Source organism: Chroococcidiopsis sp. SAG 2025 (assembly GCF_032860985.1).
Classification (GTDB): Bacteria; Cyanobacteriota; Cyanobacteriia; order Cyanobacteriales; family Chroococcidiopsidaceae; genus Chroococcidiopsis.
On the sequence record NZ_JAOCNC010000001.1, the window covers coordinates 4968245 to 4982065 of the forward strand.

Annotated in this window: 17 protein-coding genes, 1 tRNA gene and 1 other RNA gene; 8 read left to right on the forward strand and 11 right to left on the reverse strand. The window is 43.4% G+C overall.

The window, feature by feature from the left end; genetic code table 11:
• Nucleotides 1–244: 244 nt before the first annotated feature.
• The gene (locus N4J56_RS24385; protein ID WP_317108802.1) at nt 245–949 is read right to left on the reverse strand and encodes a tetratricopeptide repeat protein; all 705 of its coding nucleotides are present in this window, start codon (nt 947–949) and stop codon (nt 245–247) included.
• Between the two features lie 312 nt (nt 950–1261).
• On the opposite strand from N4J56_RS24385, the gene N4J56_RS24390 reads away from it, so the two are divergent.
• Nucleotides 1262–1333: transfer RNA gene (locus N4J56_RS24390), tRNA-Gly, on the forward strand.
• Nucleotides 1334–1847: 514 nt separating this feature from the next.
• Here N4J56_RS24390 and ssrA read toward each other — a convergent pair.
• From ssrA to N4J56_RS24440, 10 genes are all read right to left on the reverse strand, one after another.
• Nucleotides 1848–2235, reverse strand: a transfer-messenger RNA (tmRNA) gene (gene ssrA / locus N4J56_RS24395).
• Between the two features lie 123 nt (nt 2236–2358).
• The gene (locus N4J56_RS24400; protein WP_015156235.1) at nt 2359–3306 is read right to left on the reverse strand and encodes a F0F1 ATP synthase subunit gamma; all 948 of its coding nucleotides are present in this window, start codon (nt 3304–3306) and stop codon (nt 2359–2361) included.
• A 114-nt stretch (nt 3307–3420) separates the two neighbouring features.
• Nucleotides 3421–4938: a F0F1 ATP synthase subunit alpha gene (gene atpA, locus N4J56_RS24405; RefSeq protein ID WP_317108803.1), complete on the reverse strand. Its 1518-nt coding sequence runs from the start codon at nt 4936–4938 to the stop codon at nt 3421–3423.
• Between the two features lie 80 nt (nt 4939–5018).
• The gene (gene atpH / locus N4J56_RS24410) at nt 5019–5576 is read right to left on the reverse strand and encodes an ATP synthase F1 subunit delta (RefSeq protein ID WP_015156237.1); all 558 of its coding nucleotides are present in this window, start codon (nt 5574–5576) and stop codon (nt 5019–5021) included.
• Nucleotides 5573–6142 carry a F0F1 ATP synthase subunit B gene (locus N4J56_RS24415; RefSeq protein ID WP_410500581.1) on the reverse strand — a complete coding sequence of 190 codons (570 nt, stop codon included), beginning with the start codon at nt 6140–6142 and terminating at the stop codon, nt 5573–5575. The genes atpH and N4J56_RS24415 overlap by 4 nt, the downstream gene beginning before the upstream one ends.
• A 117-nt stretch (nt 6143–6259) precedes the next feature.
• Nucleotides 6260–6688, reverse strand: coding sequence for a F0F1 ATP synthase subunit B' (locus tag N4J56_RS24420; protein WP_015156239.1), 429 nt, complete (start codon nt 6686–6688; stop codon nt 6260–6262).
• Between the two features lie 180 nt (nt 6689–6868).
• Nucleotides 6869–7114, reverse strand: a complete 246-nt coding sequence (gene atpE, locus N4J56_RS24425; RefSeq protein WP_008233924.1) for an ATP synthase F0 subunit C — start codon at nt 7112–7114, stop codon at nt 6869–6871.
• Between the two features lie 92 nt (nt 7115–7206).
• A complete protein-coding gene (gene atpB / locus N4J56_RS24430) occupies nt 7207–7968 on the reverse strand; it encodes a F0F1 ATP synthase subunit A (RefSeq protein WP_015156240.1) in 762 nt (253 codons plus the stop codon).
• Nucleotides 7969–8024: 56 nt separating this feature from the next.
• The gene (locus tag N4J56_RS24435) at nt 8025–8468 is read right to left on the reverse strand and encodes an ATP synthase subunit I (RefSeq protein WP_317108805.1); all 444 of its coding nucleotides are present in this window, start codon (nt 8466–8468) and stop codon (nt 8025–8027) included.
• Between the two features lie 92 nt (nt 8469–8560).
• Entirely contained in the window at nt 8561–9742 is a 1182-nt protein-coding gene (locus N4J56_RS24440; protein ID WP_317108806.1) for a class I SAM-dependent methyltransferase, read from the reverse strand.
• A gap of 129 nt (nt 9743–9871) precedes the next feature.
• On the opposite strand from N4J56_RS24440, the gene N4J56_RS24445 reads away from it, so the two are divergent.
• The 7 genes from N4J56_RS24445 (at nt 9872) to N4J56_RS24475 (ending at nt 13582) form a co-directional block, all read left to right on the forward strand.
• Complete coding sequence (locus N4J56_RS24445) at nt 9872–10171, forward strand: BrnT family toxin (protein WP_317108807.1); 300 nt, start codon at nt 9872–9874, stop codon at nt 10169–10171.
• On the forward strand, nt 10161–10445 hold the full coding sequence (locus tag N4J56_RS24450) for a hypothetical protein (protein ID WP_317108808.1): 285 nt from the start codon (nt 10161–10163) through the stop codon (nt 10443–10445). Before N4J56_RS24445 ends, N4J56_RS24450 begins: the two co-directional genes overlap by 11 nt.
• A 29-nt stretch (nt 10446–10474) precedes the next feature.
• Complete coding sequence (locus tag N4J56_RS24455; RefSeq protein WP_317108809.1) at nt 10475–10663, forward strand: type II toxin-antitoxin system HicB family antitoxin; 189 nt, start codon at nt 10475–10477, stop codon at nt 10661–10663.
• A 321-nt stretch (nt 10664–10984) separates the two neighbouring features.
• A complete protein-coding gene (locus N4J56_RS24460; protein WP_317108810.1) occupies nt 10985–11659 on the forward strand; it encodes a DUF726 domain-containing protein in 675 nt (224 codons plus the stop codon).
• A 245-nt stretch (nt 11660–11904) separates the two neighbouring features.
• Nucleotides 11905–12258, forward strand: coding sequence for a hypothetical protein (locus N4J56_RS24465; protein ID WP_317108811.1), 354 nt, complete (start codon nt 11905–11907; stop codon nt 12256–12258).
• A gap of 272 nt (nt 12259–12530) precedes the next feature.
• Complete coding sequence (locus N4J56_RS24470) at nt 12531–12779, forward strand: UPF0175 family protein (RefSeq protein WP_317108812.1); 249 nt, start codon at nt 12531–12533, stop codon at nt 12777–12779.
• Between the two features lie 239 nt (nt 12780–13018).
• A complete protein-coding gene (locus N4J56_RS24475; RefSeq protein ID WP_317108813.1) occupies nt 13019–13582 on the forward strand; it encodes a Uma2 family endonuclease in 564 nt (187 codons plus the stop codon).
• Nucleotides 13583–13821: the final 239 nt, after the last annotated feature.

Consider the following 13821-nt stretch of genomic DNA (forward strand, 5'->3'; position numbering starts at 1 on the left):
GATTTTAGTAATGGTTATATAGCAATTCAAATTGATGTGTGAATGTTTCCCGTGTAGAGACGTTACATGTAACGTCTCTACACGAATAATCGATTTCACGATTCATCTAGGATTGCTATAGTTTCGTATATAATAGTATTCTCGTAAGTTCAAGAACACTTAACTAATGTTAATTATTTATGCAAGCAAAATTTTATTAAATTTTAGTTTAAACCTTGTTAAAAAACTACATTTCGAGTGAGAGTTAGGGAAAAGTTGCAGCTAAAATGTGTTTTGTCATCTCAATCTGCGGCTGGCTGAACCCAGCTTGCAGGAGATGGTTGAGAAAACCGCGATCGCGATACCGCCCATCTAGATTGTATGCTTGTCGGTAAGCAGCTTGAGCCGCAGCGCGATCGCCCTTCTGCCAATGGGCGAGACTGAGAGCAACTAGAGGATGAGGGTTGGTTGGTTCTAGCTGGGCGGCGCGTTTTGCTGCACCAATCGCAGGTTCGTAGGACTGCAATCGCTCAAAAGCTAAGCTGAGATTGTAATAAGCAATCTCATTTTTTGGTTGTAAAATTGCTGCCCATGCATGAACGAATACAGCAGCATTCAATTTACCACCGACTAAATAGACAATTCCCAAAGCGTTGAGAGCTGGAATAGAATTCGGATCGCGGTATAAAACTTGAATTAAAGACTCAGCCGCCGCTTCTTTTTGTCCGGCTAGGTGTTGCGTCCAGCCTAACAAAACTCGTCCAGAGAGATTTTGCGGTTCGAGTTCTACAGACTTTTGCAAAGCCGCGATCGCCTGTGGATATTTTGCCGCAGCGCGATAGGATAATCCCAAGGCACGGTATTCGCTCGCAGGGATTGCTAATGTTGGTTGAGCGACAAACAAGCTGCTAGCTGTTAATACAGTTATGACATGACGGGCGATCGCTGCACCCATATTTGGCAGCCCCAATTCTGACCAAGATTTTCTTTCGTCAGCAGCATAACATAGGACTACCGGATATTTTCTTGCTTAATAAAGGTTAATCTAACTTCTCTAGATCGCTAAAAGTATTAAAAACGTGGCATTAGGGGCAATTACGTGCAACCATCTGCCTTAAAAATGGCTCCGATCGTGATGAAACGATCGTTCTTTTGTCAGACAGGCGTTTTTGGCAGTTGTGAGGGAAATAGCACAAAAGTACATCTGCTCTAGTTCTCCCTTGTTAAATAGAGCTATAATAAGTGATACTTTTCAACTCACGCGATCGCGCTGAGTTCATTCGCGGGTGTAGTTCAGTGGTAGAACGCTACCTTCCCAAGGTCGATGTCGTGGGTTCGAGTCCCATCACCCGCTTACTAAACTTTAGAATTATACAGTTTTTTTCACTCGTCCTACTTATTAAAAAAACTATCCTTCGAGTCGTACTCTTTACACCAGCAACGCTCTAAAAGCTGGATTCTATGTTGCGCCTCAAACTGTTGAGGATTGAGAACTAATTTTGTATTGGCATCAAATATAGGCTGAGTCAAATATTGCCACAGTGGAAATTTTAACAAGTTAAATTGGAAATTCATAGAAATTCTCAGACGCGAAATAATACAGTAAACTTCAGACAAGTTCTCATAGCTGACGAACCCAGTACAATTAGCAGTACTAGTCAAGACCGCTCGCAAGTCTGCTAGATTAACATTGCCACAAGCAACAGCTAATCTTCTTGGTGAAGATTGCGGAAATAATTTAAGACGCTGTTGGGAAAAATCTGTATTATTGCGGTGGCGATCGCACCAACATTTTCTATTTATGGTTACGCCAAAAAATTACCCACCCGGAATTTAACTTCGAGGTGGGTAGCTCAGTTTTGGTTTTTAAGTGGAGCTTACGGGAATCGAACCCGTGTCCAAATTGGGTATTAACCCCCTATTCATTCACAGGCTTAGCCTTTCTAACCCTCAAGGCAGGGATCGTGCATTATCCCGCACGTAGGATGCTTCGATTAAGTCTTAACTAGCAAGTAAATCGAAGAAACCTTGCTAGAGCATCCGTTGGGGTTTGCCTGTAGTCCTTAACGGAGTCAAACTACAAGCGCTCGAATCTTTGAGAGATTATTAGGCAGCTACAGGAGCAGCCTTACGAGCAAAAGGAACGATGTTGTTCGCAGTTACGTTTTTTTGAGCCTTTGATTTACGAGAGGAGACTCACTCTCGACCTGTATCACAGAGTAGCTTTCGCCAACCTGTCGAAACCTTGAAAGCCCCATGTGCTTCTTATCCCATTATAATTTGCCGTGAAGATTTTGGCAGGCAGATCGGAACAATCCCCCAATCCCTCTTGAAAAAGAGGGCATTGTTCCCCCCTTGAAAAGGGGGGCAGGGGGGATCTTATTTCAAAGCTTCCGCACCGCCGACAACTTCGAGAATCTCCTGGGTAATAGCGGCTTGCCGTGCTTTGTTGTAAGACAGCGTGAGGGTATTGATCAATTCGCTGGCGTTATCGCTGGCGTTGTTCATAGCTGTCATCCGCGCCGCTAATTCGCTGGCAGCAGATTCTTGCAATGCTCGCAATAGTTGGTTATTCAGGTACAAAGGCAACAGAGCATCGAGAATTTGTACGGGATCTTGCTCGAATAGCATATCCTTGGGAAAACTCCGTGCAGTGGCAGAAACTTTCTGTCTTTCCACTTCAAATTCACCACCACGGGTAGTCAGCCGGAAAACTTCATCGTCTGCGGCTTCAAAACCTTGAGCGTCTAATGGTAACAGAGTTTGTACCACTGGGCGAGAACTAACCAACGAGACGAATTTGGTATAAATTAACTCAACTCTGTCTACGCTTTCCGACAAAAACAGGGAGAGCAACTCGTCAGCAATATTAGAAGCTTCTGCTGCTGTAGGAATTTGCTCTAAACCCGTATACGTTGCATCAATGGGTTGGTTGCGGCGTTGAAAATACTGGATGGCTTTGCGTCCGACAAGGATATATTTGTATTCCAAGCCTTCAGCTTGAAGTTCTTTAGCGCGGTTTTCTGCCCGTTTAATCACGTTGGTATTATAAGCACCGCACAAACCGCGATCGCCTGTAATTACCAGCAAACCAATGGAGCGAATGTCTCGTTTTTTGAATAGCGGTAGGTTGACATCTTCAAACTGCAAGCGAGTTTGTAGGTTATACAGTACTTGTGCTAAGCGATCGGCAAACGGACGAGTAGAAAGTACCTGTTCTTGAGCGCGACGCACCCTAGCCGCTGCCACCAAACGCATCGCTTCTGTAATTTTTTTCGTATTTTTGACCGACTGAATGCGATCGCGGATTAATTTGAGATTAGCCATCGTCTTTTGGTAATTGGTAGTTGGTAGTTGGTAGTTGGTGGTTGCTAATAGCTAATAGCTAATTGTTCATTGCCATTAGCCATTAGCCATTAGCCATTAACCATTAACCATTACCTACGCTGTTGCTAAGAAGGTTTGTTTGTATTCGGTAATTGCTTCTTTCAACAACTTTTCGGCTTCATCGGTAAGTTGTCGTTCGCTGCGGATGATTTCACCATACTTGGGTTTACTGGTTTTCAGGTATTCCCGCAGTCCTTTGGTGAAAGTGGTAACTTTATCTACGGCGATGTCGTCCATATAGCCGTTAATCCCAGCGTAAAGGATGGCAACTTGCTCGAATACTCCTAACGGGGAATTTTGCGGCTGCTTGAGTAGTTCCCGCAAACGCTGACCTCGTGCCAACTGATCTTGGGTGGCTTTATCTAAGTCGGAGGCAAATTGCGAGAAAGCTTGCAATTCATCAAACTGTGCCAACTCCAGTTTCAGCTTACCAGCAACTTTTTTCATTGCCTTGGTTTGAGCTGCCGAACCTACCCGCGATACGGAAATACCAGGGTTAATTGCTGGACGAATACCAGCGTTGAACAAGTCGGAAGTTAAGAAGATTTGACCGTCGGTAATGGAAATTACGTTGGTAGGAATATAAGCCGATACGTCCCCTGCTTGGGTTTCGATAATTGGTAGGGCTGTCATGCTGCCTTCACCTAGTTCGGTGCTAAGTTTTGCCGCACGTTCCAACAAGCGAGAGTGGAGGTAGAATACGTCTCCAGGGTATGCTTCCCGTCCTGGTGGACGACGTAGCAACAATGACATTTGGCGATAAGCAGCAGCTTGCTTGGACAAGTCATCGTAAATGATTAGAGTTGCCTTGCCTTTGTACATGAAGTACTCTGCCAATGCTGCCCCCGTGTATGGCGCGAGGTACTGGAGGGTAGCGGAGTCGCTGGCGTTAGCTGCAACGACAATGGTGTAGTCCATTGCGCCCTTCTCTTGTAAGGTCTGGACTACGTTAGCAACGGTGGAAGCTTTTTGTCCGATCGCGACGTATACACAGATTACATCTTCGGTTTTCTGGTTGATGATCGTGTCAATGGCGATCGCGGTTTTACCTGTTTGTCTGTCACCGATAATTAATTCCCGCTGTCCTCTACCTACGGGAATCATTGCATCGATCGCGGTAATTCCTGTTTGCATTGGTTCGTATACCGAACGCCGCGCTACGATACCAGGTGCGCCAGACTCGATCAAACGGAATTCTGAGGTGTTTATGTCTCCCTTACCATCAATCGGACGACCGAGAGCATCCACAACACGTCCGATTGTGGCTTCTCCAACTGGAACCTGGGCAATTTTACCTGTAGCGGTAACGGAACTGCCTTCTTGGATGTCGCGACCTTCACCCATCAATACTGCACCTACGTTGTCTTCTTCTAGGTTCAGGGCGATACCAACGGTTCCATCTTCAAATTCTAAGAGTTCGCCAGCCATAGCTTTTTCTAAGCCATAGATCCGGGCGATACCATCTCCTACTTGCAATACCGTACCAACGTTAGCAACTTTAACTTCTTGGTCGTATTGCTCGATTTGCTGCTGAATAATACTGCTGATTTCGTCAGGTCTGATACTGATCATGGTGTATTTTTAAGGGGTGAGGGGTGAGGGGTGAGGAGTGAGGGAAAAGGTTCAACTTCCTTCTTCCTCTTTCATCCTTTTTAAGTGCCGCTAGTAAGTCGTAAAGAAAGGCGGCGCAGTTGTCCTCTGATACTAGCGTCGATCACTTGAGAACCAACTTTGACGATCGCACCACCGATTAAGCTTTGGTCGATTCTTGTTTCTAGTTCTACCTGACGGGCGTTGGTCATGGCAATGACTTTATCCCGCACAGCTTGCTTTTGTTCTTCAGTCAGTTCGACAGCGGAAGTGACTTCGGCTAAAACAGTTTGATTCAGTTGCCGCAGCAGGGCGAGATACTGTTGGCAAATCCCTTCTAACAAAATAATGCGGCGGCGGTCTACCAACAGCATTAAGAAGTTACGCATGTAGGGGTTGACATTATCGCCGACAACTCGCCCCAATACTGCTTTCTTGTCGCTGATGCTGACGAAGGGGTTAGCGAGAAAGTTACGAAATTGCTCTGATTCCCGCAACAAATTCGTTAAAGTACGGGCATCTTCGCCGAATTGTTCCGTCAGGTTATTACTACGCGCCACAGACATCAATGCCTGGGCGTAAGGCTGCACTACCTGTTCGTTCATGGCATTGCTGCTCATTTACTGCCTCCTAGTAGTGCTATGCTGCGATCGATTGTTTGTTGTTGGATATTTTCGTCTAATCCCGATTCCAATTGGGATTCTACCTTTTGTAAAGCCATTGCAACTACAGAAGCTCGCAGTTGAGCGATCGCTCGATCTCTTGCCGTGTTTAAATCTTGAGTTGCTGTCTCTTTTAGGCGTTGAATATCTATTCCCACCTGAGCCAAGATTTGCTCTTTGGCTTGCTGAGCATTCGTTGTCGCGCTTTGGCGAATTCTTTCGGCTTCCGCTTGAGCTTCTGTCAATCTTTGCTGCTGTTTTTGCAGTGCTGCTGCTGCTTCTTTGGCGCGGTTTTCTGCCGCTACAATTTCTGTTTCTATGCGTTCGCGGCGATCGCTCAAGGTTTTTCCTACTACCTTGCTGCCAAAATATACTAGTACGCCAACAAGAATAGCCAGGTTAATTAGGTTTGTTTCTAAAATATCAAAATTAAGACCAAACCCGCCTGCTTCTGCTTCTGCCGCTTCAGCAAGTAGTGGGCTACCTTGTGTCACCAACCAGATAAAACTTCCCATCATACCCATCCACATTTTCAGTTGTCAGTTATCAGTTGTCAGTTATGAGTCAGAAATCAGGAGTCAGGAATCAGGAGTCAGAAGTTAGAATTCACTGGTCACTGGTCACTGGTCACTGTTCACTGTTCAACTGGTTACTGTTCCTAACAGCTTTTCTACGATTTGGCGACTGAGGGCATCTACCTGTTGCTGCAACGAAGCCATAGCTGCTTGTCGTTGTTGCTCAATTTCTTGAGCTGCTTGTTCTCGTTGTGCTTGGGCTTCTTTTTGTGCCTCTGCTATTTTTTCCGCCGCTATTCTTTGTGCATCTGCTTGAGCGTCGGCAACAACTTTTTGCGATTGACGACGAGCATCTGCTATTTGCTGCTCGTATTCTTTTGCTAATCGCTCTGCTTTTGCCAAACGTTCTTTTGCTTCAACATTATTCGTGCGGACGTAATTATCGCGGTCGTCCAGTGCCTTTGTTAGTGGCTTGTAGAAAATGACATTCAATACAGATGCCAACAGTAGGAACTGCAACGCCATTAAGGGCAAAGTAGCATCAAAATCAAACATTATTTCTCCCCTTTGGCTTGAATGGCTGTTTTCATGCCAAGCAACATCATCCACCCTTTCATATTCTAAAAATCCTCTGTTGTTTGAGAGGCAATTTACACGCGATCTGATTGAAAAAAGTTCTCACTCAGTTGTAGAGACGCTCTTCAGAACGTCTCTACAAAGATAAGAATTTAGGTTTTAGGAAAAGGGGTTAGCAAACAGTAATACTAGGGCAATTACCAGACCGTAAATGGTTAGCGATTCCATGAATGCTAGAGTCAACAGCAGAGTACCGCGAATTTTTCCTTCTGCTTCGGGTTGACGAGCAATACCTTCTACTGCTTGACCCGCAGCATTTCCTTGACCGATACCAGGACCGATTGCAGCTAAACCGATTGCTAATGCGGCAGCTAGAACTGAAGCAGCAGAAACTAATGGATCCATCTTGATTTTCCTTACTTTGAGTACACAACAAACTTTCTTTTCAGTTGTCAGTTATCAATTAACTCTGACTTCTGACTTCATCATGAGTTGCTCTAATGAGCCTCATGTTCTTCACCACCATGACCCTCCATCGCCTCATGAATGTATGCTGCTGCGAGGGTAGCAAAAACCAGGGCTTGGATCGCACTAGTAAACAAACCTAATGCCATCACTGGCAGAGGTACAAACAGAGGTACGAGTAGAACTAAAACCGCTACTACTAATTCATCCGCTAAAATGTTACCAAATAGTCGGAAGCTTAGAGAAAGAGGTTTGGTGAAATCTTCCAAAATTGCGATCGGTAACAGAATTGGCGTTGGCTCAATATACTTTTTAAAGTACCCTAAACCGCGTTTGCTAAAACCCGCGTAAAAGTACGCTAAAGAAGTTAACAACGCCAGCGCTACTGTTGTATTAATATCGTTAGTTGGAGCGGCTAATTCACCTGATGGCAACTTAATTAACCGCCAGGGAATTAAAGCACCAGACCAATTCGATACGAAAATGAACAGAAACAGCGTGCCAATAAATGGAACCCAAGGACGATACTCTTTCTCACCAATCTGATTCTTGGTCAAATCCCGAATGAATTCTAGCGCGTATTCCATTAAATTTTGGATACCACTAGGGACTTTCTGGATGTTCCGAGTAGCTGCTATAGAAGCAACTACTAGAATGCCAATCACAAACCACGAGGTGAGAAAAACTTGCCCATGAATTTTGAGATTGCCCAATTGCCATAAAAAATGTTGACCTACTTCCAACGAGGCAAGAGGGAATAAATTAAAGGTGTTTGTGACGCTAAGCATTTGCATTCAAGCAGTTTTCCCAAAAAGCGAGAATGGGGCGATTAATTTTGCGGGTTCCTAACTTATTTAGAGTTAGGAATGAAAGCAGATTGAATCGTATAGACGATGAGCGTGGCTTTATAAGTCAGAAACCCCAAGAATATAGGAAGAATTTGTAGTTGACGCAATTGAGTTGCGACTACAATCAACCCAATAAATAGGGCAAACCGAGATTTACTCAGTTGTCTTTTTTCTTGACCTAGCCGCTCAACGTCTCTAGCCAACATTTTTAAGTAAACCATACCTGTGACTGCTCCGAGCAAATAGTTCAGGGCAGTGTTGAGGGAATAGAAAATCCACACAGAGATAAAAATAACCCCCGTCAATCCAAGGGTGATTGACAATAATCCTTGGAAGAGTTGATAAAACTCTTGCATTGAGGAAGTCTTTTCTTGTGTGGTAGTAGAACCAGGTTGAGATTCCTCAATTGCAGGTGTTGGTGTTGTTGATTCGTCTGACAAGTTCACAAAAACTCGCAAATGACGCTGACGCTAATGTTTCGACTCTGATGAGCCACGTAGAATCATACCACGTTACGGTAACAATACTTAAAAAAGAGTTAACCAGGCGAAAGTACGATTAGTTGTTGGGAAAGGAGCGATCGCACCCCTTCTATGCCCAGTTCTACGTTAGCTAAAATTTCACCTATTGTTAACTGGCGATCGCAAGCTTGTAAAAATTCCAGTTCGGTTTCTGTGAGATTGACGATTTGGTAGTCGTAGTTGAATAAGCAACGACTCGGAAAGCCGTCTATGCAAGGATTTAATTCGGGAATGGCTGCGAGCAAGGCTGTATCTGACGACCAATCGGCTTGCGGTAGCGGCGGACGACCCAAGAAAAATTCGTAATGGGTAACTTCTGGATCTAATAGTTCGATTAAACGATACGTGTTGCGATCGCTCAATGAGTTACTTCTTTCCAATAAACTCGGATCTTTGCCCACAAGCCGCTCTATTTGCCAAAATTTCGGGTTAGAAAAGCCCAAGAAAGTTAATCCAGAAGCATCAATTAAATCGAATAAAGTATCGATATTGTAGTCAATCTCTTGCGGATGAACGTACATATCTGCAAAACATTCATCTCGCTGATTTTCCATCGCCCAACGTGATTTTTCGCGTTTGACAAGACGGTTATTTTCTGGTAGTGAGGCGAATAGTTTTCTGCCAATTTGCACGCCATCACGATAATCGCCCTGCTTGTCATTTTGCAGGAGTGCGATCGCCTGTTGCATTAATTTGATTTCCCAGCGCCCCAATTCTCCATACACGAAGATGTGCATGATTCCGCCTGGGGCGAGTTTAGATGCAATAGCTTGAATTCCACGTATCGGATCTGGTAAGTGATGTAATACGCCTACACAGTTAATTAAATCGAATTCCCCTGGTAGCTGTTCCGCGTCGTACAAACTCAGGTGATGGAATTCAACCCGATTAGCACCCGAACGCTGACAGCGTTCTCTCGCCACAGCCAAAGCACCCGCACTCAAATCGATTCCCACAACTTGGGCTTGGGGGTTGAGGTGGACTAGGTATTCAGTTCCTACCCCCGTACCGCAGCCAGCATCGAGAATGCGGATATCTTGTTTTTGCGGTTTTTGTCCGGTACAGAAGCTATAGGCGGCTAGCCAATTCCAGCGCCAGTTATAGCCAGGGGGTGGTTCGTCGAGAAGCGGTTCTGGGGGAAAGGGATACGTGTCGTAGAGTTTAGCGACAGCAGCACTAATGCTTTGGGAGTCTGACATGGATGGGCGATGAGGGCAGCATCAATGTAGTGTAGCGGAATACGGGTTACAGGTGCTATTGGGCGATCGCATACAGCCTCACTAAGATTGTATTGACAATGTAAATACGATTTACCTACACTATGAGGCATGGACACCTACTTCGTGCTGAATGGCATTACCTTTGTATGGAATGAGGAAAAAGCTCGAAATAATCTTGGTAAGCATAATGGAATAACATTTCAGCAAGCCGCAGAAGCCTTCTTCGATCCGTTTCTAGTTGTGGTTGATGCCAGTCGCAATGATGAAGCGCGGGATGCAATTATTGGCATGGATAGTCGATGGAATCTTTTATATGTGGTTCATATTGAGTTCGAGCGAAATAACATAATTCGGATTATTTCAGCTCGGAAAGCAACGCGCAAGGAGCGCGAATACTATGAAAACTGAAACTTTGAAAAAACGATTAGATAAGAATCGCCCCATGACTACTATTACCATTCGTATTCCTGAAGATGTAGTGGACGATTTAAAACGGTTAGCTCCACTACTCGGATTTTCTGGTTATCAACCCTTAATTCGAGCATATATTGGTCAGGGACTTCGAGTAGATCTTGAGCGATTTGAAGGCAATACTGTTTCTGCATTAATTGCCAGTTTAAAACGTCATGGTGTAAGTGATGAAGTTATTCATAAAGCTCTTAGCGAAGCTACCCATGAGTGAATGCTACTCATTAAAGTAATAAATAATAATTGGATGAAAATTGGCTGTTTCTAGTCGCAATTCCAGAGTTTAGCGATCGCGTTCTTATGCCTTGCACTCATGGTAAAACTCGCGAGGAAGCAATTCGTAATGGTGAAGAAGTCATTGAAATGTATTTGGAAGCTTGGCAAGCAGAAGGTGAATCCATTCCCGAACCCAATACGCTTCAAATTGCTTGACGATCGTTTCAATTTCATTGCTGGCTAGTCTAGTGAATGTCATATGTGTTATGAGGCGATCGCAGTACAAGCAATAGTAGATTTACTGGACTCCTTTGCCGTACAGCTTGTAAGACTTAACTGAAAATTTACACATCTCTACGTAAAACAGCTCTACCGATCCTTTTGTATTTAACGCTAGTTTGAATCTAGCAATTTCAAGCCTTCACAGAGAAAAGCTTACTCATTATTCTTGCAGGATTTTTCAAAAATTTGTACAGTTAATAGCTTTATCTTTGCTTGGAAGAACTATCTGATTCAACACTTAAACATAATAATACTATGGATCGTCCCTTTCTTGAGTTTCTTGAGCCATCTAAAGGAAAATCCTCAGCAATAATTTTGATAACTGGATATATAAGTGAAAATAATTTTGATGAACAAGCAGAAAGGCAATGGAGACAAGCGTTAAGACAAGCGGGGTGGAATGGCTCTATTTATCATCTCTGGTGGGAATCAGGGGATGATAATTGGAAGAAATTTAGATGCAATTACCGTTGGGAGCAAATCAAAAGTAAAGCTAAGCGTGTAGGCAAAGATTACCTACCTAACTTAGTTTCAACCATTCCTGAAAAGGCTATTTCATTAATTGGTTACTCACTAGGAGTTCGTATTATATATTACGGTATGGAGTATTGGGATAGTTCTAAGAAAGTTCTAAAAGATACAGTTTTTCTAGGTGGAGCTGTGCCGAGAGATAAAGCCTGGGGAAGTAAAACTTCATCTCTAACTGGACGAATTGTCAACGTATACAACTCTAAAGACAGCAAATTATCACGAGAATATAAAGCTGGAGAACTATTACGAAATAGTCCTTGTGGTCTTAAACCAATCAAAGACCAACATTATAAAATCATTAATGTGGATGCAACATCTTTAATTGGCACATCCAGCCACTCAGATAAGCACTATCTACGTGTATTAAGAGAGACAGCAGGAAAGCAATTGTGGTTATAAAAGTATTGCTCGCAATACTTTGCTATTTATAGAGTTTGTGGCAAGAAAAAAGTTACTATCTGGATTGACTATCTATTAATTACAAGTAATTCTTGCAGAATAGATAAAATTAACCGATCGAGTTGGGCATCCTATCTATAAGGGCTATGAATACTGACTGCGTAAGCCCGATCGCTGTTTAAACTTGTACATAGAATTATACGCCTAAATATTGCCGCGACCAAGCAAGAGATGAACTTTTATTAATGATGGGAGGAGGAGCAGCAGCAGGAGTTGCTGGTAGTATTCCTGTCATCGGTGTAGCAGCCTTCCAAGCAGGGCTGACGACTGTACAGTTTGCTGTAGTAATTCGTATTGCCCAAGTTTATCAGGTTGATTTAATACCTGCTGGTGGAGCTGGAGCAGTTGCTGGTGTAATTATGGCAATGGGAGGAGGACAATTACTTTTTAGAATCGGCGGTGGAATAGCAGGAGTTGTTCCATTTGTTGGAGGACTGGTTCAACCAGCAATTGGAGCTGCTGCGGTTAAGGCTTTTGGCGAGGCTGCTATTGTCTATTTTGAACAAATATATCCAAACAAAATTTACAGTCGTTCATAGATTAAAGTCTCAAGCTAGACAAACGAAGCCTACCTAAGCAGGCTGAAAAACACCAGAATTTTTGTAGTTTATACAATTAGATTGAGTTTTCGTAGCCGTAGGTTTAAACCTGACGGCTACTTTTAATATGTGCCAAAAATGCGTTAACGAAGCTTAATGTAGTTATCGCTTTTAGGGAAGTATATCGGATTTTGCGCTCGCGCTTTTGAATAGGTTTAATTACTTGACGATCTTGAGCTACTCTAAAAATAAGATGAGTAGAGCAAAGTTCTATGAGTGTTGTAATTTCAGACGAAATCCTTCAAGCATCTGGATTGACTCTAGATGAATTTCGTCAAGAAATTGCCCTGCACCTGTTTCAAATAGGTCGTTTAAGCTTGGGTTACGCTAGCCAGCTTGCGGATATGAAACCTAGTGCCTTTCGCCAATTCCTCAAGCAGCGAAATATTCCGCTCTACTCTTATGATGTTGATGACTTTGAACTCGATCTGAAAAATCTGAGAGAATTGGGTCGGCTGTGATTGTCCTCATGTATATACTGAAACTATACTCGATACATTTATAATTTTATGGCAATCGACACGCTGGCTCCAATTGAGCAAAGAATTGAGCTTTCTGGTATTAGCTGGGAAACCTTTGTGACTAGCGTTTAGTTTTTGTCTGGTTTCGCAGGTTTTAACCTAGTTATGTTTGGTATGTCCCTAAAAATGCGATCGCCACACATTATTATTAAATTAATTACTGTTATTAGGAGCAATGTATGGCACAGATAGCAGTAGAAAAACTGACTTTAGAAAAGTTTCTGAAGCTACCAGAAACAAAACCAGCTAGCGAGTATATTGACGGACAAGTTATCCAAAAACCAATGCCTCAAGGAAAACACAGCAAGTTACAGGGGAAACTAGTTACAGCAATCAATGCAGTAGTGGAACCGCAACGAATAGCACTCGCTTTTCCCGAACTACGCTGTACTTTTGGCGATCGCTCAATCGTACCAGATATAGCCGTGTTTGCCTGGGATAGAATTCCCGTGGATGAAAATGGAGATGTTGCCAATACGTTTGCAACCGCACCCGATTGGACTATTGAGATTCTCTCACCCGACCAAAGCCAAACTAAGGTAACTGGAAATATTCTTCATTGTCTGGGTCACGGTAGCCAAATGGGATGGCTAGTCGATCCTGACGAGCGATCGCTTTTAGTTTACCCTTTGGCACAGCAACCGCAACTGTTGCAAGAACCGACTCAAGTGCTACCCGTTCCCAACTTAGTCGCCAATCTACAACTTACAGTAGACGAAGTATTTGGATGGCTCAAACTATAAGCTAGTGCGAGCGTCACCTACCCTCAACTCTCAAGACGCGATCGCCTCTCACATAAATTCAGTATTTGTTACAAAACTTATAATTTTTTCAGTACTTATGTTGTAAGTAAGACTACATTCAACGGCATTGAGATTGAGAAAACTACACACTTCTTAATATAGCGGTGTAAAGAGCCCAAAACGTTCTAATCTAAAAGCTGACCAGGTTGATTTCAGGCGATCGTCACCTCATATAAGTG

Coding starts and splice junctions, on each gene's coding strand:
- atpH (WP_015156237.1), bottom strand. CDS start 5,576: ATGAGCAGCAATGCCATGAACGAACAGGTAGTGCAGCCTTACGCCCAG.
- N4J56_RS24400 (WP_015156235.1), bottom strand. CDS start 3,306: ATGGCTAATCTCAAATTAATCCGCGATCGCATTCAGTCGGTCAAAAAT.
- N4J56_RS24465 (WP_317108811.1), top strand. CDS start 11,905: ATGATGGGAGGAGGAGCAGCAGCAGGAGTTGCTGGTAGTATTCCTGTC.
- N4J56_RS24460 (WP_317108810.1), top strand. CDS start 10,985: ATGGATCGTCCCTTTCTTGAGTTTCTTGAGCCATCTAAAGGAAAATCC.
- atpA (WP_317108803.1), bottom strand. CDS start 4,938: ATGATCAGTATCAGACCTGACGAAATCAGCAGTATTATTCAGCAGCAA.
- N4J56_RS24440 (WP_317108806.1), bottom strand. CDS start 9,742: ATGTCAGACTCCCAAAGCATTAGTGCTGCTGTCGCTAAACTCTACGAC.
- atpB (WP_015156240.1), bottom strand. CDS start 7,968: ATGCAAATGCTTAGCGTCACAAACACCTTTAATTTATTCCCTCTTGCC.
- atpE (WP_008233924.1), bottom strand. CDS start 7,114: ATGGATCCATTAGTTTCTGCTGCTTCAGTTCTAGCTGCCGCATTAGCA.
- N4J56_RS24420 (WP_015156239.1), bottom strand. CDS start 6,688: ATGTTTGATTTTGATGCTACTTTGCCCTTAATGGCGTTGCAGTTCCTA.
- N4J56_RS24415 (WP_410500581.1), bottom strand. CDS start 6,142: ATGGGTATGATGGGAAGTTTTATCTGGTTGGTGACACAAGGTAGCCCA.
- N4J56_RS24470 (WP_317108812.1), top strand. CDS start 12,531: ATGAGTGTTGTAATTTCAGACGAAATCCTTCAAGCATCTGGATTGACT.
- N4J56_RS24475 (WP_317108813.1), top strand. CDS start 13,019: ATGGCACAGATAGCAGTAGAAAAACTGACTTTAGAAAAGTTTCTGAAG.
- N4J56_RS24445 (WP_317108807.1), top strand. CDS start 9,872: ATGGACACCTACTTCGTGCTGAATGGCATTACCTTTGTATGGAATGAG.
- N4J56_RS24450 (WP_317108808.1), top strand. CDS start 10,161: ATGAAAACTGAAACTTTGAAAAAACGATTAGATAAGAATCGCCCCATG.